This is a genomic window from Photobacterium alginatilyticum (assembly GCF_009910675.1).
In the GTDB taxonomy this organism is placed as follows: domain Bacteria; phylum Pseudomonadota; class Gammaproteobacteria; order Enterobacterales; family Vibrionaceae; genus Photobacterium; species Photobacterium alginatilyticum.
Genome location: NZ_RSEJ01000002.1, coordinates 1 through 26,127 on the forward strand (window position 1 = coordinate 1; position 26,127 = coordinate 26,127).

At 49.6% G+C, this 26,127-nt stretch carries 22 protein-coding genes; 8 read left to right on the plus strand and 14 right to left on the minus strand.

Annotated elements, in window-relative coordinates; all coding sequences use genetic code 11:
* Together EIZ48_RS02290 and EIZ48_RS02295 are read left to right on the plus strand one after the other, a co-directional pair.
* Positions 1 to 137, plus strand: a 137-nt coding sequence (locus EIZ48_RS02290; protein ID WP_160648522.1) for a transposase, incomplete at its 5' end; no start/stop codon positions are given.
* A gap of 210 nt (positions 138 to 347) precedes the next feature.
* Entirely contained in the window at positions 348 to 1,904 is a 1,557-nt protein-coding gene (locus tag EIZ48_RS02295; protein WP_160648523.1) for a SulP family inorganic anion transporter, read from the plus strand.
* A gap of 81 nt (positions 1,905 to 1,985) precedes the next feature.
* Here EIZ48_RS02295 and EIZ48_RS02300 read toward each other — a convergent pair whose 3' ends face one another.
* The gene (locus EIZ48_RS02300; RefSeq protein WP_160648524.1) at positions 1,986 to 2,447 is read right to left on the minus strand and encodes a low molecular weight protein-tyrosine-phosphatase; all 462 of its coding nucleotides are present in this window, start codon (positions 2,445 to 2,447) and stop codon (positions 1,986 to 1,988) included.
* 119 nt (positions 2,448 to 2,566) lie between these two features.
* On the opposite strand from EIZ48_RS02300, the gene EIZ48_RS02305 reads away from it, so the two are divergent.
* Positions 2,567 to 3,478, plus strand: a complete 912-nt coding sequence (locus EIZ48_RS02305) for a D-alanine--D-alanine ligase (protein ID WP_160648525.1) — start codon at positions 2,567 to 2,569, stop codon at positions 3,476 to 3,478.
* An 18-nt stretch (positions 3,479 to 3,496) separates the two neighbouring features.
* On the opposite strand, the gene EIZ48_RS02310 is transcribed toward EIZ48_RS02305, so the two are convergent.
* Entirely contained in the window at positions 3,497 to 4,108 is a 612-nt protein-coding gene (locus EIZ48_RS02310; RefSeq protein WP_240152843.1) for a DUF3313 domain-containing protein, read from the minus strand.
* A 312-nt stretch (positions 4,109 to 4,420) separates the two neighbouring features.
* Here EIZ48_RS02310 and cobT point away from each other — a divergent pair, with 312 nt between their 5' ends.
* The 3 genes from cobT to cobO are packed head-to-tail and all read left to right on the plus strand — an operon-like array spanning position 4,421 to position 6,940.
* The gene (gene cobT, locus EIZ48_RS02315; RefSeq protein WP_160648527.1) at positions 4,421 to 5,449 is read left to right on the plus strand and encodes a nicotinate-nucleotide--dimethylbenzimidazole phosphoribosyltransferase; all 1,029 of its coding nucleotides are present in this window, start codon (positions 4,421 to 4,423) and stop codon (positions 5,447 to 5,449) included.
* On the plus strand, positions 5,446 to 6,288 hold the full coding sequence (locus EIZ48_RS02320) for an adenosylcobinamide-GDP ribazoletransferase (protein WP_160648528.1): 843 nt from the start codon (positions 5,446 to 5,448) through the stop codon (positions 6,286 to 6,288). The genes cobT and EIZ48_RS02320 overlap by 4 nt, the downstream gene beginning before the upstream one ends.
* A 46-nt stretch (positions 6,289 to 6,334) precedes the next feature.
* Complete coding sequence (gene cobO, locus EIZ48_RS02325) at positions 6,335 to 6,940, plus strand: cob(I)yrinic acid a,c-diamide adenosyltransferase (protein WP_160648529.1); 606 nt, start codon at positions 6,335 to 6,337, stop codon at positions 6,938 to 6,940.
* A gap of 69 nt (positions 6,941 to 7,009) precedes the next feature.
* Here the strand turns inward: cobO and EIZ48_RS02330 are convergent, their stop codons facing one another.
* From EIZ48_RS02330 to EIZ48_RS02360, 7 genes are all read right to left on the minus strand, one after another.
* Entirely contained in the window at positions 7,010 to 9,904 is a 2,895-nt protein-coding gene (locus tag EIZ48_RS02330) for a cytochrome D1 domain-containing protein (RefSeq protein ID WP_338046890.1), read from the minus strand.
* Between the two features lie 65 nt (positions 9,905 to 9,969).
* Positions 9,970 to 11,430, minus strand: a complete 1,461-nt coding sequence (locus tag EIZ48_RS02335) for a hypothetical protein (RefSeq protein WP_240152844.1) — start codon at positions 11,428 to 11,430, stop codon at positions 9,970 to 9,972.
* A gap of 6 nt (positions 11,431 to 11,436) precedes the next feature.
* A complete protein-coding gene (locus EIZ48_RS02340) occupies positions 11,437 to 12,024 on the minus strand; it encodes a hypothetical protein (protein ID WP_160648531.1) in 588 nt (195 codons plus the stop codon).
* Between the two features lie 25 nt (positions 12,025 to 12,049).
* Complete coding sequence (locus EIZ48_RS02345) at positions 12,050 to 13,465, minus strand: FAD-dependent oxidoreductase (protein WP_240152845.1); 1,416 nt, start codon at positions 13,463 to 13,465, stop codon at positions 12,050 to 12,052.
* Positions 13,466 to 13,467: 2 nt separating this feature from the next.
* Positions 13,468 to 14,286 (minus strand): FTR1 family iron permease, encoded by an 819-nt coding sequence (locus EIZ48_RS02350; RefSeq protein WP_160648533.1) that lies wholly within the window; start codon positions 14,284 to 14,286, stop codon positions 13,468 to 13,470.
* 48 nt (positions 14,287 to 14,334) lie between these two features.
* Positions 14,335 to 14,820: a hypothetical protein gene (locus EIZ48_RS02355; protein ID WP_160648534.1), complete on the minus strand. Its 486-nt coding sequence runs from the start codon at positions 14,818 to 14,820 to the stop codon at positions 14,335 to 14,337.
* A 131-nt stretch (positions 14,821 to 14,951) separates the two neighbouring features.
* Complete coding sequence (locus tag EIZ48_RS02360; protein WP_160648535.1) at positions 14,952 to 16,973, minus strand: hypothetical protein; 2,022 nt, start codon at positions 16,971 to 16,973, stop codon at positions 14,952 to 14,954.
* A gap of 373 nt (positions 16,974 to 17,346) precedes the next feature.
* Here EIZ48_RS02360 and EIZ48_RS02365 point away from each other — a divergent pair, with 373 nt between their 5' ends.
* The gene (locus EIZ48_RS02365; RefSeq protein WP_160648536.1) at positions 17,347 to 17,781 is read left to right on the plus strand and encodes a phosphate-starvation-inducible protein PsiE; all 435 of its coding nucleotides are present in this window, start codon (positions 17,347 to 17,349) and stop codon (positions 17,779 to 17,781) included.
* 388 nt (positions 17,782 to 18,169) lie between these two features.
* Here EIZ48_RS02365 and EIZ48_RS02370 read toward each other — a convergent pair whose 3' ends face one another.
* Both EIZ48_RS02370 and EIZ48_RS02375 read right to left on the minus strand, forming a co-directional pair.
* Positions 18,170 to 19,492, minus strand: coding sequence for an anaerobic C4-dicarboxylate transporter (locus EIZ48_RS02370; RefSeq protein ID WP_160648537.1), 1,323 nt, complete (start codon positions 19,490 to 19,492; stop codon positions 18,170 to 18,172).
* 355 nt (positions 19,493 to 19,847) lie between these two features.
* Complete coding sequence (locus tag EIZ48_RS02375) at positions 19,848 to 20,888, minus strand: metal-dependent hydrolase (RefSeq protein WP_160648538.1); 1,041 nt, start codon at positions 20,886 to 20,888, stop codon at positions 19,848 to 19,850.
* A 233-nt stretch (positions 20,889 to 21,121) separates the two neighbouring features.
* Between EIZ48_RS02375 and EIZ48_RS02380 the strand changes: the two genes are divergently transcribed.
* Positions 21,122 to 21,574 (plus strand): CBS domain-containing protein, encoded by a 453-nt coding sequence (locus EIZ48_RS02380; protein ID WP_160648539.1) that lies wholly within the window; start codon positions 21,122 to 21,124, stop codon positions 21,572 to 21,574.
* A 102-nt stretch (positions 21,575 to 21,676) separates the two neighbouring features.
* Here the strand turns inward: EIZ48_RS02380 and EIZ48_RS02385 are convergent, their stop codons facing one another.
* The 3 genes from EIZ48_RS02385 to apbC all read right to left on the minus strand — a co-directional run bounded on the left by EIZ48_RS02385 (position 21,677) and on the right by apbC (position 26,027).
* Complete coding sequence (locus EIZ48_RS02385; RefSeq protein ID WP_160648540.1) at positions 21,677 to 23,848, minus strand: AsmA family protein; 2,172 nt, start codon at positions 23,846 to 23,848, stop codon at positions 21,677 to 21,679.
* A gap of 237 nt (positions 23,849 to 24,085) precedes the next feature.
* Complete coding sequence (gene udk / locus EIZ48_RS02390) at positions 24,086 to 24,730, minus strand: uridine kinase (protein WP_160648541.1); 645 nt, start codon at positions 24,728 to 24,730, stop codon at positions 24,086 to 24,088.
* Between the two features lie 205 nt (positions 24,731 to 24,935).
* Positions 24,936 to 26,027: an iron-sulfur cluster carrier protein ApbC gene (gene apbC / locus EIZ48_RS02395; RefSeq protein ID WP_240152846.1), complete on the minus strand. Its 1,092-nt coding sequence runs from the start codon at positions 26,025 to 26,027 to the stop codon at positions 24,936 to 24,938.
* Between the last annotated feature and the right edge of the window lie 100 nt (positions 26,028 to 26,127).

The following is a 26,127-nucleotide window of genomic DNA, read 5'->3' on the forward strand; positions in this document are numbered from 1 at the left end:
CATATCATCTGAATACTTGTACGCTGGAGGGGATCAATAACAAGATAAAACTCATCAAGCGTATGGGATACGGATATCGAGATACGGAATACTTCTTCCTAAAGATAAAAGCAGCTTTCCCCGGAAAGCCGCGATGAACCTTTTTTTTACCTTTTCTCTGTTGCAATCAAAAATGAAAATTAAACCGTATTTTCACAATTAACCTAATTGACATCAAAGTTTCCTATAGTTATTGATAATTATGTGCTCAGATCACGCTTGAAAGTTGAACTAAATCACAGATTTCTGTAGGATCCGCGTCTTTCGTACGCTCTTTATATAACCGAACCGGAACAAAACTAAAGAAAATGTTTGAATTCCCACAATTTTCGCGTCAATCCGTCAAAAATGACGTACTTTCAGGGCTCACCGTTGCCCTGGCCCTAGTACCTGAAGCCGTAGCCTTTGCCTTTGTAGCAGGTGTCGACCCAATGGTTGGCCTATATGCTGCCTTCATCGTTGGCTTGGTCACAGCTGTATTGGGTGGTCGCCCGGGTATGATTTCTGGTGCGACAGGTGCGATGGCTGTTGTAATGGTAAGCCTGGTTGCTGAGCACGGTATCCAATACCTTTTCGCTGCTGTCATGCTAGCTGGTGTACTGCAGATCCTTGCTGGTGTATTCAAACTGGGTAAGTTTATCCGAATGGTTCCCCATCCGGTTATGATCGGTTTTGTAAACGGTTTGGCGATTGTTATCTTCCTGGCTCAGCTGGGCCAGTTTAAGGTTCCTGATGCCGCAGGCGTAATGCAGTGGATGCAAGGCTCACAGCTCTTCATCATGCTTGGCCTCGTAGCCCTGACCATGTTTATTATCCACTTCCTGCCTAAAGTCACGACTGCCGTGCCTTCTTCGCTGGTTGCCATCATTACCGTAACCGCGTTGGTACATGGCCTGGATCTTGACTCACGTACTGTTGTCGATTTTGTTCGCAGCATGAGTGGTGATGCGAATGCTACCCTTGCTGGTAGCCTGCCGACGTTTGCCGTGCCTGATGTTGGCTTCAACATGGAAACGCTGCAGATCATTTTGCCGTATTCACTGATACTGGCAGCTGTTGGCCTGATTGAGTCACTCCTGACACTGACGGTTATTGATGAAATGACAGGCACTCGTGGCCAGGGTAACCGCGAGTGTGTGGGCCAGGGCGTTGCGAACATCACCTGTTCTGTATTCGGTGCAATGGGTGGCTGTGCCATGATCGGTCAGTCGATGATCAACATTAACTCTGGTGGCCGTGGTCGTCTGTCCGGTATCACCGGTGCTGTTGGTCTGCTGCTGTTCATCCTGTTCGGTTCCGCGCTAATTGAAATGATCCCGCTGGCTGCGCTAGTTGGTGTCATGTTCATGGTCGTCATCGGTACCTTCGAATGGGCGAGCTTTAAAATGGCGCGTAAAGTACCAAAACACGACTTCTTCGCTATCATCCTAGTAACCTGTGTTACCGTTGCTGCGGATCTGGCGCTCGCCGTTATCGTTGGTGTCATTTACTCGGCACTTGTTTTTGCCTGGGATCATGCCAAGCACATCTACGCATCGAGCCACATCAACGAAAAAGGCTCCAAAGTGTATGCGGTTAACGGCCCGCTATTCTTCGGTTCAGCCTCCCACTTCCTTGAGCTGTTCGATGCCAAAAACGACCCTAGCGACGTTATTATCGATTTTGCCGGCTCTCGTGTATCGGATCACTCAGCCATCGAAGCGATCGATACGGTTGCCGAACGCTACGCAAGCTTGGGCAAAACACTGCATATTCGCCACTTGAGCCCAGAATGTCGTTCTCTGCTCAAGAAAGCTGGCAACCTGGTTGAGGTCAACATGCTGGAAGATCCAACCTACAAGGTTGCAACCGATACCCTTGGGTAATCAACCTTCTCAGAATAAAACGCCCGCAACTGCGGGCGTTTTTATACTGGTTAGGTATTAACCACCAGACTCGGCAACAGGCTAAATCTTTTCAAGCAGATTCTCTGTCGCCTCTTCGATTAAATCCAGTACATGCTCGAAGCCATTCAGGCCGCCATAATAGGGATCAGGAATTTCACTGGTATCAGCCGATGAATAGCTAAGAAATAACGTCAATTTATTCTGGTATTCCGACGGACAAATCGCCTGCAAATCTCTCAAGTTAGCCTTATCTGCAGCCAGAATAAGGTTAAATTGCTCAAAATCACTGGCTTTCACCTGGCGGGCACGAATTCCCGTAAAGCTATAGCCCCTCGCCTCGGCGGCAGCCTGCGCACGCGGATCAGGCTTCTCTCCCTGGTGATAGCCTATTGTTCCTGCCGAGTCGACTTCCAACTCAACCCCTTTTTCTGCCGCTTTAGCACGAAGAACCGCCTCCGCAGACGGAGAACGACAAATATTTCCCATGCAGACCACAAGTACCTTGTAGGTATTATTAGACATATCAATTTCCAATGATAATATCCTCCCTGGCAATAACAGAATGATTGCTTAGCTACTAATTGCATTCACTTAACATTTAAACACTATACATTTCATCTTATCCAAGAGGGAACATCATCGTGGTAAAAAAAGTCGCTGTTTTATATGGTGGTTCTTCAAGTGAGCGTAACGTCTCACTCATGTCCGGCCAGGCCGTATCCCAAGCCTTAAAGCGAAAAGGCTATGACGTGGTCGATATCGACGTCGATCAAAGCTTCGATATCACATCACTACCTAGTATGGAGATAGAAAAAGCCTTTTTGGCTTTACACGGCGGAGACGGCGAAGACGGTACGTTGCAGGCTGCCCTGCAGCTCCTCAACATTCCTTATACCGGAAGTGATCACCGTGCATCAGCTGTGGGCATCGACAAGGCCATGACGAAAAAGGTATGGCAAGCCTCCGGTATCACAACACCCCGCTTCTTCGGGCTGCAACAATCAAGCTACCGGCCAGACTCTCTGACTGACTATCTGCAGGATTATACCTTCCCACTCGTTGTCAAACCTGCCACTCAAGGATGCAGTATTGGCATCAACAAAGCCCATAACATCGAAGAGCTACACAGGTTTATCGACGAAGCCTTTATGTATGAGAGCAATATACTGATTGAACAATACATTTCCGGGCGTGAGTTCACGGTAGGGATCCTTGACCAACAAGTCCTTCCTAGCGTCGAAATCACCCATTCGCACTCCTTTTTCAGCCATGAAGCAAAATTCAAGGCCTCGGACACCCAATACCACTGCCCGGCAGAGGTAACACCCGAGCAAGAAGAGCAAATGCGTAGCCTTGCTTTATCAGCGTTTAAGGCAATCAACGCCTCAGGTTGGGGACGTGTTGACATCATTGCTGATGAAAATGGCTGCTTCTATGCGATTGAGGTAAATACTGCACCGGGGATGACAACACGAAGTGTATTTCCTCTGGCAACCGAACAAGTCGGTATCGACTTCGACGACACCGTTGAAGCCATTCTTCGCTGCGCTTAGTGTCTGACATGAGCAGGGCTACCCCTGCTCAGTTTCATTTTTTGTGGCCTGATAAGCAGTAAGCCGTATGAAATGTACAATATCCTGGGTGAAGCTATCAACCGTATCGCGGATCTGGTCATATTCCAGCTCGACACTGTCATTTTCAAGCACACCCTTGGCTAAAATCACCCCAACACGCTCTGCCAGGATCTCCTCGCTCTGGCTATCCACCAACTGAGATTCCACCAGAATCCTGACATTGCGGTCCCGAGTCCCCAGCAAGGCTTTCGCACCGCCGATCAAAGCACCATACGGAAGTACCTCGGTGGTCTGGAGATCTTCCATATCAGTACTTGCACGACTTATCATGATTTTCAATGTTGCGGCATGAGCCTCGGGCTCTTCGACCAGAGACACACCTCCAGCAAGCTCTTGTTTAAGCACCCTGGTCAGCCGAGCTGATACTCTTTCAAGTACCGGTTCCGGGATCTGATGAACAGCCTTGGCATTTTGATGCACGCCAACGGCAGCTATATGTAACTTGCTGTACTGAGAAATTTCCAGTGCGGGCGATACCCATTGAAGCCCTGTTGCATCCTGGGTATAAGTTACCTCGACAAGTTTATCGCTATTTTGGATCAGCCTCATTTCCCTTTCTCCCTCCATCGGTAATCGACTAGAACAACCGGAAAGAGCCAAAATTACAATAAACATCATCAAAGCCGTTTTATTCATCGCTGCTTCTACATCACTTGCCAATATACAGAACACAATACCATTTAATATTGATAATTCATATTCGGCCTTAGCTCTTTTTTGCTACAACTCGAAACTTTTCTCGCTTTGCCATTGCCTTAGGTTCCGACCTGACGCAAAATTTCAGCCTACTCATTGCAGCACTGCCGGCGACGCAACGACCCGCGTTACAGCCTATTGCCAGAAACAGGGAGAATGGCATTTATGTTCACCATCACTTCACCCAATACCGAAGCCTTGGCGCAAATTCAGCACAAAATTGATGACAAGACCAAGCCACAGGGAGCGCTTGGTCAGCTAGAATCCGTGGCGGCCCAACTCGCCCTGATTCAGCAGGCTGATACGATTACGGTTTCCCAGCCTCACCTATTAGTTTTTGCCGGTGATCACGGTGTTGCCCAGCACGGGCTGAGCATTGCACCAAGTGAAGTGACAACACAGATGGTAATGAACTTTCTTTCCGGCGGCGCTGCCATCAACTGCTTTTGCCGTACCAGCGATATGGCACTGAAAGTCATTGATGCCGGCACAAAGCTGGAGGCTGACGATCACCCCCAGTTATTAAAACAGCGCCTTGGAAACGGTACTGCCGATTTCAGCCTGCAAGCGGCTATGTCCAGGGAAACCGCCCAACAAGGTTTAGAGCTAGGCGCTGGCTTAGTCACCGAGATACACGAGCAAGGCTGTAACCTGGTTGGCTTCGGTGAGATGGGCATTGGTAACACCAGCAGTGCCGCAGCCATCATGGCGGCACTGTTAAAGATACCTGCCGATGAGTGTGTTGGTCGCGGTACAGGTATCACCGACGAACAGCTTGAACGTAAGCAGGCGCTGATCACGCAAGCACTGGACTTGCACCAAGTCAGCGCGGATGATCCTCTCGCCATTCTTGCCTGCCTTGGTGGGTTTGAGATAGCCCAGATAACAGGCGGCATGCTGAAGGCCGCCGAGCTAAAAATAACTGTCCTTGTTGACGGCTTCATCTCGACAGCAGCAGCCATGCTTGCTACCACCATGCATCCAGAGGCAAACCACTACTTCATCTACTGTCACTGCTCCGAAGAGTCCGGCCACCAGCGAATGCTGCAACATCTCGATGCCAAACCACTACTGGATCTGGGCCTTCGCCTCGGCGAGGGAACCGGTGCAGCACTGGCTCTACCGATGATCCGTTCTGCCTGCGAGTTCTACAACAATATGGCCAGCTTCAGCGAAGCGGGAGTGACCGTGTGAGCACCCCGAGCGATAATTCATCCTATGTCGACAATCAGGCTGACGAACATGTTGAGAACACGGGCTTTCGAACAGCGGTAAGGCAGCAGTGGCAAATCTTTCTGATTGCATTGGCGTTTTTCACCCGGATCCCCATTCCGGCAGATACTCCCTACTCTACCAACCGGCTGAATCAGGCGAATCGCTATTTCGGCATCGTAGGGATTATTGTCGGTATCATCAGCGCGGCCACCTACCTAATGGCCGTTACCCTGTTTCCGCCAGCCCTCGCTGTTGCCCTGGCAATGATCTGCAGCTTGCTCGTCACAGGTGCCTTTCATGAAGACGGACTGGCTGATGTATTCGACGGCTTTGGCGGCGGCTGGGAGCCGGTTAAAAAGCTGGAAATAATGAAAGATTCACGGCTTGGTACCTATGGGGCCGCCGCTCTCGTTATGGCACTTGGGATGAAATGGGTCACACTCACCGCAATTGCTGATGTAGCTCCGTATCTGCCAGCATTGCTATTGGTTGTTATGCACTCCCTTAGCCGAGTCTGCGCCGCCAGCCTGATTTTTTCCTACCCGTATGTCAGGGAAGATCAGAATAGCAAGGTAAAACCGCTGGCCAATCAGCAAAGCCAACAAGATTTGTGGGTTTTAATTGCGACAGGATTGATTATATTACTGTTACTGCCATTGAATACTGCGCTCGCTGTCGTGTTGGTTCTGACCTCCACCCGCTTTCTGTGCGGCAAGTGGTTTGAACAGCAGCTAGGCGGTTACACCGGCGACTGCCTGGGTGCAGCGCAGCAGATCACAGAGCTTGCCGGGTACATGACGCTACTCGCTCTACTCTAGAATTAACAATAATAATCACCTAGACATATCGAATTAAGGGAGCCCTATGGTTGACCAAACCAATAAGGACGAAAGATACAAAGCACGCCAGCAGAAAGTCAAAGACGAAGTCGATGCACGTGTTGAGGCCGCCCAGGAAGAAAAAGGGCTTTTCCTGATCATCACCGGCAACGGTAAAGGGAAAACCACCTCGGGCTTTGGCACCATTGCCCGCGCAGTCGGACACGGACAAAAATGTGGCGTCGGTCAGTTTATCAAGGGGACCTGGGATTGCGGTGAGAGAAACTTGCTTGAATCGCACGGGGTAAACTTTGCCGTCATGGCGACCGGATTCACCTGGGAAACCCAAAACAAAGAAGCCGACACGGCTGCAGCACAAGAAACCTGGGCAGAATGTAAAAAAATGCTGGCTGACAGCAGTTATGATGTGGTGTTGCTGGATGAACTGACCTACATGGTTACCTACGGCTATATCGAACTGGATGAAGTGATAGCAGCGATTAGCAACCGCCCGGCAATGCAGTCTGTGGTCGTTACCGGCAGAGGCGCTCACCGCAGCCTGGTTGAACTGGCCGATACCGTATCCGAAGTGCGTAACGTCAAGCATGCCTTCGAAAGCGGCATCAAAGCCCGTAAAGGGATTGACTGGTAACTAACCCTATCGCTAACTAATAGCCGGTGCTGGTGATACTTATCGCCTGCACCGGCTTTTGTTTTACGACTAATGAGATGCGAATGTTTTCACAACTTTCTGCAGCTCAATCACTTCCGGATCCGGAATGTTCTCTTCCGGGTAGGCATTGCGAACCTTATCGGTCAGCGCCTTGGCAAAGACCTGATACAGCACCCGAGTTGAGACCGTTAACGGATACTTGGCATCTTTCGGCAACTCGAACACTTCATTACGGGTTTCACCCGATTTAATCCGGGTATCTTTCCCGATCTTCACATAACGCCAGAAGCGAAGACCAACCGGCTTGCCATCTTTATCGACACCGACCTTGACGAACTTACGGGCATCTTTAGGAATAATCCCCTCTTTCATCACCCCGCTGGTGTAGACCTCACGGCCATTGGCATCAATCGCAATCACTTCCACCCACACCTGACGACGGGCACCACCCGGCATATCATGACCTGAGTTCACATTGGTGATCTTGGCTGTCAGCAAGTTACCCTTCTTTTCAACGTCCAGACTCAATGCTGTTTTCAATATGTCGATACTCATCTTCTTGTGCTCGGCATTTCGCATACCGGTAAAGAAGTAGTTGCCGCCCACCAAGTGATGCGAGCGCAGGTTCGACTTCATCGGACCATCATTGGTCGACTGCCCACCCACTTTGTTATCAAAGTCAGTGACATCCTGAGTCATATGGCAATCTATACAGGTTTTATGCAACTTCGGATCATCCGGAGCATTAAACGGCGAGGCCAGCCACTCACCAAAGTTATCATTGATATTCGCCCCCTGCCCTGTCGTGAACTCGTTATGACAGGTCGCACAGTAGAGCGAGCTTTGGTAGAGCTCTGGGTTGGAGTATGACGCCTTATGCTGCTCCGGCAAGGCATTGATCTGCTTTTCAGACAGCCACTTCAACATGCTGTTTTTGGCATCTTCAAACACATAACTATCACGGTCTTTGATATTGACTGTCATATCCGTGTTACCTCCGGCATTTTCAGCCTTGGTCACCCGGTGGCAGAATACACAGCCTGTTCCGCGTTCGCTGACTGACTTGCCGTGAGCAAACGCCTCTTTAAGCGACTCGCCGCCTTTTTCCCACATATCACCAAAGTCAGTCAGCGGTCCGTTGTCACCGTTGATCACCATCTGCGGCGCATGACAACCACGGCACAAGACACGGAACTCCTCACCTTCCGTTTTCGCGGCAAAATCCTCGTGAAAACGGTAGTACGGGTGGTCCATATTCATCCCATGGTTGGAATCGGCCCACTGATCATAAATCGTGGTGTGACAGTCAGAGCACTCGGCTGAGTTAATCCACTCGTCCGGATGGGTATAGCGCTTGTTGTCATCCAGTCGCAGCCAGGTAGACAAGTACGGCAGGTTTTCCGGTGCACGGACATATTCGTTCAGGGCCGACATCATCTTGGCCGCCTCCAGCGGCGGATTCTCGACACTCACTGGCGGCAGTGACTCTTCACGCGGGTCTCCGCCCATGCCACCTTGGGTTTTCTGGATGATATCAATATAGGCACCTATCGGATCACCGGCGATCATCTTCCGGACATCGACATGACCAGTCAGCGCGTTACTGAATCTGTCCTTCTTGCCGTCTTCCATTAGCTGGCGGTTGGTAAAATTAAAGCCGTCGAGATGGCAGGAGTTACAGCTCATCCAGAAATCCCCGGCCATCGGGAAATCAGGCGAATCTGCCATATTGGCACTATTGAACAAGGTCTTGCCCTGTCGCAACTGTTTGGGTAGCGGATCTGCTGATACCAGATCAGCAAAATGTGCCTGCTTTAGCTTCACCTTGGCGAATGGTCCTGCGGCACCGATATCGAACTTGGCAATATCCAGTGTCATTGCGTTCTGCACATACAGTTCGCGCCCGCTAACCAGCAGACCGCGAGGGTTGTCTCCCGGTACATTGCGATAAATCTGGGTGGCTTTCACGCCTCCCTGGAACTTCTTGCGACGGTGGCGTTTTTTATTCTTCTTGCCCTGACGCGACAGATCAAACACCATCAGATCTTCTGAACCTGCCAGGGTGAAAATAATCTTCTTTCCGTCATCGGTAAACACAGCATCGTACGGATTAGAAACAATACGAATTCGGTTACCACTTTCAATAATATTGATTTGCTTAAATAGCTGCTTACGCTCATCAACAATCTCATGCTCATTGCCCGGCTCCAGATCCAGCAGGGAGATAGTCGGGAATACCGTCGACTGGAACTGAAAATCGTGACCAAACGACCAAAGCACATGCGGCAGCCAGGCCTGTCGGCCATCAGGTGAAATGGCAATATTATCCAGCAGGCGAGGCTTGCCCTGCGGCGTCGTTTTAGCCGGATCGGCGGCAGTATCTGCCAGTTGCACAACATTGAGTAATATTGGCTGCTCAGCCTTCACATCATAGATAGAAACCTGGCCTGAGAGTGAATGCGTCACCAGCATCCGACCATCATCGGTCAATGCTAGTCCACGAGGTGTCGATGCCGTATCGATTGTCAGAGTGATATTGCCCTCGGTATCGATAGCCAGCAGCTTGTCACGCTCAAAACTGGTAACGAAAAAACGCTGATGGCGCGCGTCAAACACCACCCCAAAAGGGCGTGACGGCACAGACGTGACACGTTTGGTTTCAAGCGTCTTGGCATCAAGCAACACCACCTGATCATTCAGGTAGTCTGTCGCCAGCAATAGCTTGCCGTTATCAGTCAGGGCTATCCGGCGAATATCCCGACCAATGGTCGACTCGGCAAGAAGTTTGCCGTCTTCACGAGCCAGAATACTGACACTTCCCGCATCAAAGTTAGCACTGATAATCTGGCTCTTATTCAGATTAAATAACATCGAGCTACTTTTCTCGATTGCTCCTGCCGACTGGCTAAGCAACACTAACATCAGCAAAATTAGTTGCTTCACAGGCTTATATATACTTATTAACTTCATTCGCCTTTACACTCACTACTTCCAGCCAGTAACCAGGATCACTGACTAATTTGATATAAATAGAGACGCCTTTCCCCGATAAACCGTGGCCTCAATTCGGCAATCAGCTGTTGTCGGGGTAATCGAGTTCCCGATATCCGCCAGGCACTTTGCGGAGTACGCTTGGCGGCATTAACCAGTGCCAGCTTGCTGCTGGGGTAATACATGTCATAGATGGCATAACTACCGAGCTGCTCACGTAACAGATTCACACTGTAGTTGGAGCCGACAACCCTGACTTGAGGGTTGAGCTTGATCCAGCCCATTGCCTGCTGTATCGGTGCCTTTGACGGAACATCATAGACGCTTTGATACCCCGTAAGCAGGCAATAGGTAACCGCGCCAATACCGACAACTCCTGCCAACGACACATTACGGCCACTAACTGTTGATACTTTCTGTAGCCTGGATAGCTGTACCGGAAATACAACCAAAAACAAAAACAGCACCGGCGCCCAGTGGCGTAAGTTATCCGGGTTTTGTCCAACTGTGATCCATAGCCAATACAAGCCGGCGATTGCCGCTATCAGGGCCACCTGCTTTTGACAGTCAACCTTGACTGGTTTGGTGATAAACCCAGCCACGGCATGTAATAGCGAGCCAATCACAACTAGCACGCCAAGCCAGCCAAACCCTTTCATCAGCGCCAGAGTCCATTGCCATATGCTGGCGCTGTCCCCCTCTACGGTATTACCCCAGATTGCAAAATGTCCCCGGGTAAAACGAATTCCTTCCTCGAAATAAGCAATACCATCATGGAACCAGATAAATCCCAGGCTAAGAAGCCCTACCACCGTTATCACCATGCCCGCCTGCCCGTACGCACGTAATCTTGAGCCGACATAGCCGCCCCACAACGGAAACATCAGCATGCCGAGTGCCAACGGGAAATAGGATGGCCGAGTGGCAAGCATCAGCCCAATCCAGAGCCCGGTCATGACGTCTTTTTTCTGAAGCGCAGCAATCAGCGCCAACATAAACAGCATCATCGCTGCTGAGTCCGACAGTCCGCTAATCGCTATCGAGGCCAGCAACGGCTGCATATAAGCCAAAGCTGATCCCAGTAGTGCGGCAGGCATAGATCCCGACAACAGGTACACCAACCGGGCAATCAAAAGCGGGATCAGCAATGCCGATAACAGCGAAATCCAAACTGTTGCGATTACTGGTTCAACCCAGATAGCAGCCAATCGAGACAAGCCGATAAAGGCGGGATAGCCCGGAAAATGCGGGCTGAACTCCAGCACCGAAAAGCGCTCAACCCCTCGAGAGAAGTTAAGCGCATCATCACTGGTGAGCTCCAGAGGAAAACGGCCAATCCACGTCCACCACCCAATGCACACCAACGCAATAAGCGTTATAAAGGTGAACTTACCGGCCGCGATTGAGGCTACTACTCGGTTCACTCGGTCAACCAAGGTTTTGGTATTCAGGTAACCGCCCTTCAGGTGCTGCCACATTTATTGCTATTTCAACTGGCCGATTGCCCCGAGGAGCAATTTTCGCTGCTGCTTAAAGACAGCAGGATCGGCAGGTGCCTGACCGACACCAAAAACACCCGGGTTACCAATCGCCTGGAGGACACCCTGGATCGCTGTTGCCGCCTGCTGTCTATTGGCTTCATCTAGCTTTGGCATAATCAAATCGAGAAACAACTTGCTCTTTACCACCAGCACCTTGGCGACCTGGTAATCCCCCAGGTTCTTCTCAGCACCGTCCAGTCGGCGGATAATTTCCTCAATCACAGCACGATCCATCACAGCTTCAACCTTGGCGGCATCTTTTTCGGCCAGCGCCTGCGCCATCGGCGTTTGCAGATCAACCTGATGCTCATTCCGCAGATAGGTAAACTCTTCATGCAAACCGTCAACAGCCACTTTTGCGGCAGCAAAGTCATCAACTGCCAGCGCCTGCATAATCGCCTCGCGCCCATCAATAACGGGCTCCTTCCCTGCCGCGGCATAGGAATACGCATGGCTTGGCGTGTTAACAACCAGCCCCAGCAACAAAATGAGGCAAGTACGCAATACACATGTAAAGTTGGTCAGTTTCATCTTGTTCTCCCTACAGCAACTCGCGTTAAGCCACGCTCTGAACTTCAATCACGGTTTTCTCGTTACGAAAATCGAATATCTCGCGGCGACGGTCCTTGCCATCAATAATGGATTGCGCCGCCATCATTCCCATTTCCATCGCAGTATCGGTGAAGATGTATCTGAAGGTCCCCTGGCGGCCTGTCATGATCAGATTGTCGAACTGCGACAAGTGGGCAATCGCTTTTTCCCGCTTAGCCTGATAGGTCATATCCATCAGCGGATAAGCGTGCTCGGTATAAGAGGTAAAATACTCACCTGTTGCCAGCTTCGGATCGACACCGAGTGACTCAAGATCGAGGAAGACTCGCTGCTGGAGACTGTCGCCCTCCATCGTCCATACCTCATCACCTTTATTACACGGAATTTCGATCATCACTGATGAGCGTCCTTCCGGTGCCATATAGGAAGAACGACGTTTAGGCTCTTGCAGGCGTGTCCCTAAAATTTCAGGATCAGACAGGTACTGCCAGGTGTTATCAGAAATATTCTCTGTTTCCATTGGCATGTTCATAAAGCGCAATGACCTGAACTCCAAGCCACTGTCAAAACCGGTTAGCTGGCACATCAACGGCAACGGCAAGGTCGATATCACCTCGTCGCAGCTTAGCGCGTTAACCTCACCCTGATGCCGGTATTCAACCGCTTCAATACGGTTATTGGCATCAAAGGCTAACCCGCAGACATCGCTATTCAGAACAATTTTCACGCCCTTCTTTTCCAGCTCTTCTGCCAAACGGGTATACAGCTGACCAAAGCCCCATTTGGGATAGCGATACTGGCGAGCATAGGTACGCACCGAAGAGCGACGTCCCGGCAGAAGACGGCGGGCCACATCTTTAAGGTCCATCAGGCTGATCCGCTGTGACGCCCAGTCCCCCGATAGAAATGCCGGATCGATTCCCCACAACTTGCCGGTATAGCCTTCAAAGAAATGCTTGTACAAGGTTGTGCCGAAACGGCTTTCAATCCACTCGGCAAAACTCACTGTCGACTGATCCTGCGGCTTGGCTTTGAATAGCTGCTTGCCAAGATCAACCGCCCCGCCGATCAACAACGGCAGCGGCGCATTTTTGATCAAATCGAGCATAGCCAACGGATACTGGTAAATCCGGCCCCGATAGCGAATAACACTCTTGCGCTGAGCGTAAAGCAGCTCATCCCCCATCAGCTCATCAACGAACGCAAGCAGCTTTGGGTTTTTGGTAATAAAACGGTGGCCGCCAAAATCAAACCGGTATTCACCATGCTGCCCCTTGAAGGTTTGGGTTGCACACATCCCGCCGACATGATCGTCACGATCCAGAATGGTCACTTGATATCCGGCTTCAACCAGTTCCCAGGCAGCCATCAAGCCTGCCGGTCCAGCGCCAAGTACTGCGATATGTTTGTCAGATGTCATGTTCATGCCTGTTTGTATCCACGGTTCCAGAAAAAGACAAAGGTCAGCATATAGCCGCCCCAAACCACCAGCTGCAATAAACCCGGTGACGAGTTATAGCCAAACAGCGCACGCAGGAAGGTACCGAAGACTCCGCGGTCATCGAGAATATGCGAGATATCAAATAGCTGAGCATGGACAATAGGCAATACATGAGCCGCCTGCAGCATATTGACGGCAGATGACAGCAAGCCAGCAGCAATGATGATAATAAGCAAGCTTGTCCAGCGGAAGAACGAACGTAGCGGTACATTGCGGGTGCTTTTTAGCATCATCCAAACCAACACGATCGACAGAACCAGTCCCGATACCGCGCCGATCAGCGCATCCTGGGTACTGAACTCACCAAAGTTTGAGTACATCAGGGCAGAGAAAAATAAAATGGTTTCAAACCCTTCGCGCAGCACGGCAAGGGTCGAGAGAAACACTAAACCAAACAGGTTGCCGCTACTGACCATGTCTGTCAGCTCTCTCTGAACCTGGGCGACCTGATTCTTGGCCTGTTTTTGCATCCAGATTGCCATGTAGGTCAACACCACTGTGGCAAACATCAGGATCCCGGCCATCAGATAGTTGCGGTAAAGTTCGTTGCTAAACTGGTCAACGACCACCTGAAAAACCACCGCCACAGCAAGCGAAAGCAACAAACCGACAAATACGCCCAGATAGATATATTTGTTGTAGTGACGGGCATTGAGCTTGGCGAGATATGACAATGCAATCCCGACCAGCAAGAATGCCTCTAACCCTTCTCGCAGGGTAATTAAAAAACTGGCTAACATGGGTTCCCCAATGTAATTAAATTCAATGTAATACGGCCTTTGTGGCTCTTATCGGCGACGAAACTTGTTCAAATTCAATACGCTCCATCTCATGGCATGACGAAAAACCAAGGGGGCCAGCAACCATGACGAGTAGAAGTGGACATCCTGAATCAGCCGGCCCATTGTGTTTCCCGGATTACCATAGAAAAACAGATAGAAGCCGCTCAGGCAGCAGGCAACAAGCAGCCACTCAATCACCGTGCCGGTCTGGCGCAAAAATGGCTTGTTGCTAGAGGTGATCAAGCGTCGATGGGCAGCCCAAAAAGCACCGACAATAACGGAAAAGAGTGTGGCGCCAACGACCATATGTACCAGCAATGTCCAGCGTTCAAGCTGCCAGTCGACACCAACCGTATCCCACAGCAGCAGCCCGCTAAAAAACATGACATACAGTAATGACTCCGCCCATTTGTGGTGGTAAGCCAAACGCTGCCACCATTGGCTAACCCCACCGGTGACAGGCTTTTGATCTGAACTCAGGGATACTGACATAACAACAACCTATGAATGAACGAGCACTTTCATGCGAATATTGAATTTAATATCAATAAGTTAATAATGACGAAACGACAAAGGCAGCGACTTCACATCGCTGCCTGATAAGTATCAAGATACGTTACCTGTTACTTGACGCTGACCTTATTGGCCATGGTCATAGCGGTACCGAACTTGCCACCGGCAGCGATGATCTGGTGTACGCCATCTTCATCGGTATCGGTAGAGTTGCTACCCTTAATTTGATTTTCACCAGAGTCGCCCATCCACTCGGCAAGCTGCATACCGCCGTTAATTACACCGCGGAACCAGCTTACATAACGGTCAGTCAGCATCGTCAGCTCAAGAGCTGGTTCGTTCTCGCCTTCTTCGTTTTTCAGGTGAGAGATTGCCTCGCGAAGACCACCGGAAATCGCTGCAGCCGTATACGGCGTATGGATTGTCGCTTTGCCCGGAACCGTTGCCCATGTGCCGATGTTTTCATCAAACATGTTCTTCTCGACCGCAAGGTAAATAGAACGTGCTGCTTGCTTGTATTTCACATCGTCTGTTGCAAGATAGGCAGCGACCAGACCACGAATCGCAGCAAACTGCGCATCCAGTGATTTTTCTTTGGTTAGCTTGTTCACGGTATTCAGCGTCACACCATCAAATACCAGACCGTCTTTGCCTGTTAGCTGGTTGATAATGAAATCAGCCTGACCTTTGATCATTGCCAGCGCTTCTTTACCTGCCGCCGACTTCAGATCCACATCACTGGCTTCCGCCGACGCGTAACCGACCGGCAATGCATCTTTGGCACGCTGATAAATTGACAGGGCAACAATCGAGTAAGCTGCATCGTAAGTATCGACTTTGCTGCCTTGCTTACCGTCTTTGTATTCAGTAACGAAGGTACCCTGCTCTTTGTTGTAGTGCAGAGCAGCAATATTCTTGAACAATAGGTTAGAGATGTTGTTAGCCAGTGAGAAAGCATCATCCGCTATCACATCATTGCTTTCATTCGCATCAATATTCGCCGCAGGAGCTGCTGCAAATGGCGCACCATCAAAGACGGACAGGAATGCCGGATTCTGGGCACTGTTTGCTGTGCGCTGATCACTGAAGGCAAAGAATTCTGCCACTGGCCATAGCACCGACCAGGTGTCACGCAGTGTCGATGCGCTGTCTGTTACCTTCAGGCCGTCAATCGACTTAACACTGTTGTTACTGCCTTCGGTAACCGCCACTTTGTGTGCAAACCAGACAGGGCCTTTGGCCGGGTCGTAATCCGGGCCGAATTTAACACCCAGGTTCTTACCGTCAAAACCAAGCTGCTGCTGCATGATCTGCAGCTTATCAATCGACATTTCTGTCAGCATCATACCGTTGAAGCCATCGGCAGCAGAAACACCCAGGCTATGCTTGCCATCGTGATCCATCATCGCAGAATCAGCTTCAACTTCTTCATCAGTCTCGGTAACGTGCATACCACCAAGGAAGTCTTGCGACCACATGACTTCTTTCAGTAGGATGCCGCCTGTTGCTGCCGGGTTAAATGACTTGTCGAAAGTCGATTCATCCCATGCCAGTGTTTTGTAATCGCGGAAATACGCAGGCACGACAGTCTGAACTGTTTTGCTGGTGCCTTTGGCGGTGACAATCTCTACTTCATCACCGTTTACCGTTGTTGTATCAGGCTTTTGTACGAACTCAGGGTTACCTGATACATAAGGAATTGAAATCGGGTACATGTTCTGCGGAATTTCGCCAGCAGGAAAACCAACGGCTTCTGCCATCTCGATAACACGCTTACCCAGATCGGCCAGCTGGCCACCACGCGCACGGTTCACCGGACCATTGACAAGGTGCGGACCCATTGTTGACTGGTAGTTAAGCGCATACATCGCCTCTTCAGAGTACTCGTAGCTTTCAATACCAGCAGCAAAATCAAAAGGGGTTGGATCATTGGCCAGATTTGGATCCAGTACATCCAGATCCAAACCGAGTGATTCAGCTAGCGGTTCTCCCGACAGCTCAAACTCGGTATAGGCTAAAAAGCTACCTGCTGGTTGGTGTGTTTTATCTAAGACTTTCACTTGGGCTGATGCACTTGCTGCTGTTGTAAACACAGCTGCTGCAATAGCAATGCTAAGAACTGACTTCTTCACTACTTTTCCTTTTTATTCTATTTATCTGCAACAAATTGAACTTGCAAATCTATTCCGACAGGACATAAAACGAGAACGATTTGCATTCTATATGTTTCAGAATGTAAATCAAGGAAGTGAGAGTCATTATCATTTTTATTATTGATCAAAATCAACATTTGAAATGCATGTTATAAATCTGCGTGCATATTATTGATTCTCCGAGGTTATAGCTTTTGATGCCGAAAAAGTAAGAAGCTAAAGCTCCCAGCCTCTAACACAGTGTGCAATTAATCCGCATTCTTTCTCCGTATTCTCTTTGTACTGCAAAATACGCCTATATAATGGACGTATCGATAATAACCATAACTAGCTTGCTCATAAGAGAAATTAAATGCCTTCACATCTGCCCAAAGGCTTTAGCGGCCCGTTTTTAAAATTGTTTCACATCCTCGAAGCCATCTTGCTCGTAGCCATCACCCTGGCCACGGTTGTTGCCATGGTGACAGAGTTTGTTCATGTCTATGTGAATAAAGAAATCCTATTGACCGACATCTTGCTGATGTTCATTTATCTGGAAGTACTGGCCATGGTTCAGCAATTTGTGGCCAACGGTAAAATTCCGGTGCGCTATCCAATTTACATAGCGATAATGGCCATTGCGCGATACATCACGCTGGGAATGAAAGAACTGGATGGGATATTTGTCGTTTGGTTGGCACTGGCTGCCTTTATTCTGGCTGCAGCCACTCTGATGATCCGCATCGGCCATCATTACTGGCCGTATGAGCGCGTTACTGATCCGACGAAGACACAATCAGAGGACTAAGTATACAGAAATGCATACTAACAAAGGATAAAATAAAGGGAGCAGCGGCTCCCTTTACTCGTTCGTACACGATCATTGCCTCACGTTTTTCTGCAGCTTCTTTTTATAATAGTTAAGCGCCCGCTCTACTGCCCTTTCATGCATCTTTTCTCTTAGTTTTTCGAAGTCGACTTTTTTTTCCACACGCTCCCCCTACAATGCAACAGAGAACATTCAACCAACATCACTAAGCCTAGTATAAAATACTGAAGTATATGGCTTTTTCTTCATTATTAAGAAAAGAAACAAGAGCAGTATGTCAAAACAGAATACAAATTCAGTTTATAGCAACAAAAAAATGCCAGCGGGATCAACCCGACTGGCATTGTAATTAAATTTTTTACTGTTTCTATACAATCACTTGCGCAATGGTATAGCCAATAGTACATGCTGAGACGACACCAATTAGACCTGGTGCCATAAAGCTATGGTTAAAATACCACTTACCGATTTTCGTCGTACCAGTAACATCAAAGTTACAGGTAGCAATATCTGACGGGTAGTTCGGGATAAAGAAGTAACCATAGGTAGCTGGCATCAGACCAATCAGCAGTGCCGGGTTCAAGCCCATTGCCAAACCAACCGGCAACATCATACGTGCCGTCGCCGCCTGGCTATTCACCACAACCGACACAATGAACAATGCCAGGGCGAAGGTCCATGGGTAATCCTGCACCATTTCCGTAATGCCAGATTTAAACGAAGGCATCGCATACTGGAAATAGGTATCACTCATCCACGCAATACCGAAGATTGCAATCGCCGCAACCATACCGGACTTGAACACCACCCCTTCAGGAACTTTCTGCACGTTGGTACGGGTAACCAGCAAGATCAAACCACCAAATGCCAGCATCATCATCTGGATAATAACAGACATTTTGATTGGCTTGGCATCACCGATCGTACGGATCTCAGGTACCATCGCCACAACAACAATCGACGCCAGAGCAAGAATGAACAGTAGCACAGCATGTTTTGCCGTAGCTGGCAGCTTTTCATCAAGCGATGTCGAGGTTGTGTGCAAAATTTTATCGCGCCATAGCGGATCTCTCAGGCGACGTTGATATTCAAGATCTTCACTTAGCTCTGCACCGCGACGAAGACTATACAATGATAGCAAAATAGTACCAATCAAGGTCGACGGTACTGTCACCATCAAAATGCTTAAAAGATGAATATTATCCTGGATGCCGGAGATCTGCGCCAGGTAATACACAACCGCAGCGGAAATTGGACTAGCCGTGATCGCCAACTGAGACGCCACTGACGACGCAGCCATCGGGCGCTCCGGACGGATACCGTTTTTCAGCGCAACATCACCGATAATAGGCATAATCGAGTACACAGCATGGCCGGTACCCAGCATGAATGTCATGGTATATGTTACCAACGGCCCCAAAATCGTGACGCGCTTGGGATTGCTACGCAAGATTCGCTCGGCAACCTGAAGCATGTACTTCAGACCACCAGCCGCTTCCAGAATGGAGGCGCAGGTTACAACCGCAAGAATAATCAACATCACAGTGATAGGTGGCGATGTCGGCGGCATCCTGAAAATGAAAACTTCAACCAGCAGGCCCAAACCGGAAACAACACCTAAACCGATACCACCAAAGCGGCTACCGGCATACAACACGAGAAGAAGGAATAAGAATTCCAAATACAGCATACCCGTTATCTCCCTATATCGAAAAATGCGGGTCTCACTATGAGACCACCAATACTTTAGGGGTAGATTGCCAGCAGGATTAAGCTTTGCTTTTGATGAAAGTCAAATTAAAACAGCTATTAATCAATGGCTCACTAATGTGTGAAGATCAGCTATAAAATGGCATACCGTAAAGATAAATGTGCTACATGTTTTGCTGCATATATTCACCGAGTATTCAATTGTATGCAACATATAGTAGTACGGTAAATTTGTGCTATAACTATATGACTACGCAATATCTGTTTCGTAAGTACCAATAAGCCCGGCTTGAACCGGGCTTAAACGCATCAGCAAACTGTGCTTATATTCTTACCTACACGTCAGACTTTGCAGGTTTAGGGCATTCCTTGGCATGACACAAATTGGCATCTATATCCTGGTTACCCAGTAAGCGCAGCCACAGTGCCGGCAGATGCTTAGGCCTTACATTCGGGCTCTCCAGCTGAACAGGGAGAGCAGAAGACCACGCCCCGTTACTGCCCAGCGTCGCAAACACAAACTTGAACGGCAAATATTCCACCATCCCCAGTCGCAAATCCGTAGCTGTCAGGCTATTACCTTCCTGCTCATATTTTACAAACTGACGGGTAAAGTCTTCCAGCATAACCAGGTGCTGCGGTTTCTCGTCCAATTTCCAGTGACCGCGATCCTTGGCAATGAAATCGATGGTCTTATCTTCGTCCAGCAAGGAGGTTAACCCTTCCCAATAAGTATCGTCATCTAACACCACAACACGCCACAGTACGGTATTGATAGGCGTCGGTGCAATAAATACAGGCTTGTCCGCCATCGGCGTATTGGCTAACTGGTCTTGTACTCGCCCCTCGACAACATTAAGCGCGATAACCGACCAACACAGATACAAGCTGGATATCGCCAGCCCGATACCGCACAACCTTGCCATCTTCCTTCGCCACAACAGACTGCCGGCCACCATGACGAGCAACGGCGCTGTATAGAGGGGATCGATGATAAAGATGCTGGACACCGCGACACTGACCGGCAGGGGCCACAACAACTGAGTGCCGTACGAGGTAAAGGCGTCCAACAACGGATGAGTAATAAGACACGCCGCAATCAGTAGCCACAGCTGCGTAAAGCCAAACTGCGTAGGCCGCCACTTCTGCCAGCACCACGCCAGTAACAACGAGAACGGTAGCAGAACAAAAATTGAGTGGCTGAAACCCCGGTGCTTCACCATATCCGACACGGGATCACCATAGTTCATCAACACATCCAAATCAGGCAGGGTGCCAAGAGCAGCACCAGCCAAAAGTACTTTGGGCGAACATTTCTTTCCTGCCACCAACCCCGCTACAGCGGCACCTAATGCGGCTTGAGTCACTGAATCCAACTTTTTCTCCTTTTCAGCCAGGTTATTTATATGAATATATATCGTTTTTTATCTGGCCGTTATTCTCAGCTAATTCGGCACACCTTATCAAAAATAGGCCGCAAAGGACAAAGTGCATACAGCAAGTAAAGTAAACAAAAGTAAAACTATGGGTTTGGTCGCAGTTCAGCACCACTGAATTCGCTACTTTAAATCAGGCAACATCAATTCACTCTGACAAAGGGAAGATGTATATGCCAACAAAAGTTTCTGAATACATGACACGCAAAGTCATCACCATCCAGCCAGAGGCCGGCCTTCGCGAAGCCTTTTTTTTGATGCGCGACGAAGCGATCCGCCATTTACCGGTAACGAATGAAGCAGGCGAGCTGATAGGCATTGTCAGTGACCGCGAGCTGCGCCGTCCGGGCTGGGTTGATGAATCACCGGATATCGGTCACGAATACGACCTGACCGACGATCTGCATATCGGTGATGTCATGATCAGAGATATAGTGCACGTTCGTACCTATGACACCCTGACCAAAGCCGTCGGTACCCTGCTCGACTACCACGTGGGGGCTGCGCCTGTACTGGATAAAACAGGCGATTTAGTCGGTATGCTATCAGCCGTTGACCTACTCAAAGCCTTTCAGAATACCCTGGAAACGCAAAAGTCGAACAAGAAAAACAGAAGTCTGGCCTGACGCCTAGAAGCACACAGGCAATAGAAAATAAGGGTCACAAGAAAAAGGCTTGCCATGATGGCAAGCCTTTCAGTATGACACGAGATCCAATATACAGACTGATTAGTTAAACAGCCCTTTCAGTAGCTTATCAGCCACTTTTTTCACCTCGTCATCTTCGGCCTTGTCACCAAGTAACTTCTCAAGCCCGCGCTCGACTTCCTTCTGTGCTTTCTTTTCCAGCTCATTGTTCTGCTTCAGCAGACCGGCCAAATCCATCGAAAACTTAGGCTCGGTCCAGTTACCTTTGACATCAATCGGCACCGTCAGATCAGCCACTTCGTCCACCTGCTTGCCGCCCTGACCTTTACTGGTCGCGACAACCGAGGTGTTCACCTTGAAGTCGATCGCTTCGCTGACAAGATTGGTATGGCCTTTACCTGCAATACGCAGCAGCGGAGAATCCAAATCCAGGTTCGAAGTCGAAGCCTTGCCTGAACCCAACTTGATGGTTGCTACCATTGCCGAAAAGTCGGTCTTTCTTTCTTCTTTAACATACTCAGCTCGCTTACCTTTCAACTTCGCCTTGGCTTCACGGATCATCTCAGGCACATTCACTCCGTAAATCGCTCCGTCGGCAAAATGAATATCGACCGTACCGGCTATATTTTCACGGATACGCTTTTCGGCCAACCCGGTGCCCGCAAGGCTCATCGTAATATCACCCTTACCCGCCAATACATCGTTGTCGGCAACATCAATCATCAGTGGCTGAACCTGAACACCACGGATCTGGTTCGTCACCTTATACGTAGGTAGCTTGCCGTTGGCATTGAGGGTCGCCTGCATTGTAATACTGCCGTCATACAGATCAGCATTAAACTGCTTAAGCTTTAGTACACCTTTGGCAACTTTCATATCTACCAGCACGTTGGCCAACTTAGCATTCGCTGCTTTGAATTTGCCCAGCTTGACGGTACCGGCAACATCCAGCCCCTTCAATGCCGACAGATCCGGCTCTTGGTTCTTGTCTGCAGCCGGAGCCGTCTGCGGCGTGGAACCGGCTGTAGTCGTTCCCGTACCTTCGTCACCAGTTTTCTGCGTCGCTTCTTTCTTGTCTAGACCGAGGAAACTATCAAGGTCAATGTTGTCGCTGTTAATCGCAAAACGAATAACCGGAATGTCAGCCGCCTTGAACGAACCTTCACCATTGACACTGAGCTCATCAACGTCTGCCTTAAACTGCGACAGGGTTGCCATGCCCTTGCTGACGTCATATTTCGCATCAGCATTAAGTTTTACAGCCATCTCAGGGCGAGGCAATGCCGCCCCTTTCAAGCCGGACTCCAGAGCCAACGCCTGCAGCTGAACCAAATCAAAGGCCTCGCTTAACTTCAAGCGAGTCTCGCCCTTGGCATCAAATACCAGATCAGGCACTTCACCTTTTGCAGCAAATGTCACAGCCGACCAGTCACCGGCTTTGAATTTGTCCACAGCCAGACTCAATGACTGAATATCATTGACCGGATCTTTAGCCGTAGCGGTCAGCTGCAGATTCTTCAGCTCAGCATTATTCAGTGCCGGCACGATAAATAGCTCAGTAGCACCGTTGGCGGTAAAGGCCAGCTCGCCATTTTGTCCCGCCACATCAAAGTCGAGCTGAGTCCACTCTCCTGGCGCAAACCGGTTCAGGGTAAGGTTCAACGCACTGATTGAGGTAAAGGTACCGGCCTGCTCATCACGAATCTCAGCACTGGCATTGACCAGTTCGACACCTTCAAGGCTGATGGTCCATGGCTGAGTGGTATCCTGAGATGATGGCGCTGGCTCAGAGGCTGTTCCTGTCTCAGACGCTGTCGCAGGCTGGCTTGGCGTAGTCTCCGCCTGCTGCTCCTGGGTCGCTGGCTGCCCGAGCCCGTCAAGGTTGCTCACACCGTCTTTGCGAGTCTGGATAAAGACACGGCCGTCTTGCAGGCTGACATGCCCTATTTCAAGATGACGGGAAAAAAGCGGGACAACGGATACCGACAGCTCGGCACTGCCCAGCTGAACCAAATTTGGCTCGGCAAAGCCTTGCGGGTTGCGAAACTCGGTCTGGCCCAGGGTAAAACCGATGCTTGGAAAGAAGCGCCAACCGATATCACCGCTGATCACCAGATCACGCCCAGTCGCCTTCTTCACCTGCTCGGTGATCAATGGCTTAAACTGATTAGGGTCAACCAGTGCCAGTAACGCACCGATCCCCACAACGATAACAACTACAATTGCCAGTACGGCATACAAAAGCTTTTTCATCGTGTCCTCGTGTTATCCGTCCACTCTAAATAAGGTTACAAGCCTGTGGGTATTTCCAGAGCCCGTTCCTGATATATCCAAGCAGTCATTTGAAGTAACTTGGCTATACGACAGCAAATAGATGTATTAGTTTTTAATTATCTGTTATTAGAGCAAAAAAATAGGCAGCCGTTAAGGCTGCCTATCAAATATTGTCATTTCCAATCAAGGCAGGCGCTGCCTGCCTCATTGCCAATGCTACGATTTCAGCAATCGAGCAATATGTGCCTTAAGCACGTCGATGGCAATGCGGTTTTTACCACCGCGTGGAACGATAATATCAGCGTACTGTTTAGACGGCTCAATAAACTGCATGAACATAGGGCGTACCGTCTTTTGGTACTGCTCAAGTACCGACTCCATCGTACGATCACGTTCAGCAACATCACGCTGAAGACGACGTAGCAGACAGATATCAAGCGGTGTATCCATAAAGACACTCGCATGCATGATTTCGCGCAGACGCGGATCGGTCAGCAGCAAGATACCTTCCAGAATGATCACCTTCTTGGGTGTCATTGGTGTGGTTTCTTCCATGCGGGTGTGCTCGCTGTAGCTATACTGCGGAACTTCTACCGCATTACCTTCAACCAGCATCTGCAAGTGGTCACAAAGCAAGTCATGATCCAAGGCATTCGGGTGATCGTAATTAGTCTTGACCCGCTCTTCCATGGTCAGGTGACTTTGATCGTTATAGTAACAATCTTCCGTGATAACACCGATCTGATGATCGCCGACTTTTTCTTTTAGCTCTTTATAAACTGTGCTGGCAATCAGACTTTTACCGGACGCAGAAGCGCCTGCGATACCGATAATGACGCATTGGTGTGAGTTTTCAGACATATCAGAAAGCACCTGTAAGACAACGTAGCGAGGTGGAAATACTCATTTAAACAACTATCTGCTTTTACATCGAAAACCAGATAATTGTGCGAATAGGTATAATTAAACCGCCTGATTATATGGATTTGTACGGCCAGATGCCAGCAAAAATGCGACACCTGGCACGATTAACTACAAAGTTTACATAATTGTTGCAATAAAAGGATTACATTGTGCGTATTGTTATCTGCTCGGCGATCGGCTCTCCCTGCCAGAACAAACGGCTAGCCACCTGACCCGCCAGGTCGATATAGGCCGCAGCCTGCTCCGAATCAGGCGACGAGGCAACCGTCGGCTTGCCGCTGTCGATATCTTCCCGGATCTTGATATGCAGCGGCAGCTGCGCCAGCAACGGAACAGAATAGTCTTTCGCCATACGCTCGGCACCACCAGTACCGAAAATCGGTTCATGGTGGCCACAGTTACTGCAAATGTGGTAGCTCATGTTTTCGACAACACCGACCACTGGCACGTTGACCTTCTCAAACATGTTGATCCCTTTGATGGCATCGGCCAACGCCAAATCCTGCGGTGTCGTAATCACCACGGCGCCGGTAACCGGGATCTGCTGGGCCAGCGTAAGTTGAATATCGCCGGTGCCCGGTGGCATATCGACGACCAAATAATCCAGGTCCGGCCACCAGGTTTCGGTAATAATCTGGGTCAGCGCCTTGGAAGCCATAGGTCCGCGCCAAATCGTCGCGCTGTCAGCCGGCACCAGGTAGCCCACCGAGTTGGTGAACAATCCACACGACTCTATCGGCAACATCATCTTGCCGTCGGGTGATTGTGGCTTCTCATCCACGGTTCCCAGCATCATAGGCACCGACGGACCGTAGATATCGGCATCGAGCAAGCCCACTTTTGCACCTTGCTTCTCCAGCCCCAATGCCAGGTTAACCGCGGTTGTCGATTTACCCACCCCACCCTTGGCCGAGCTGACCACAATAATATTCTTTACCCCACGCAGCGGTGTTTTTTCGCCGGTTGCCAGAGGCGCAACCCGGGTCGTTACGGCAAACGTCATACTCTGGGCAACATGATGAAGCTGCTGCTGGGTAATAATCCAATGCTCTAGCAGCTCTATCACCGAGTTGGCGGCAAACGGCAGCGTGATCGACACTACGCCCTGAGCCGAAACCGACACAACATTTGGCGTGTCGGCCCACTCATGATGCAGCCATGGATGCTCGAACTGATTCAGCCAACGGCAGATATCAGCCACACTCTCAAATCGGATCATTGAATCACTACTCATCGTTTTTAGCGCTCCATTATGGTTGTTCCCATCCATCGTACCACCAAAGCCTATTTATCGCCGCTATTTAGCGTGATTATCACTGGATGACGCTAGGCAA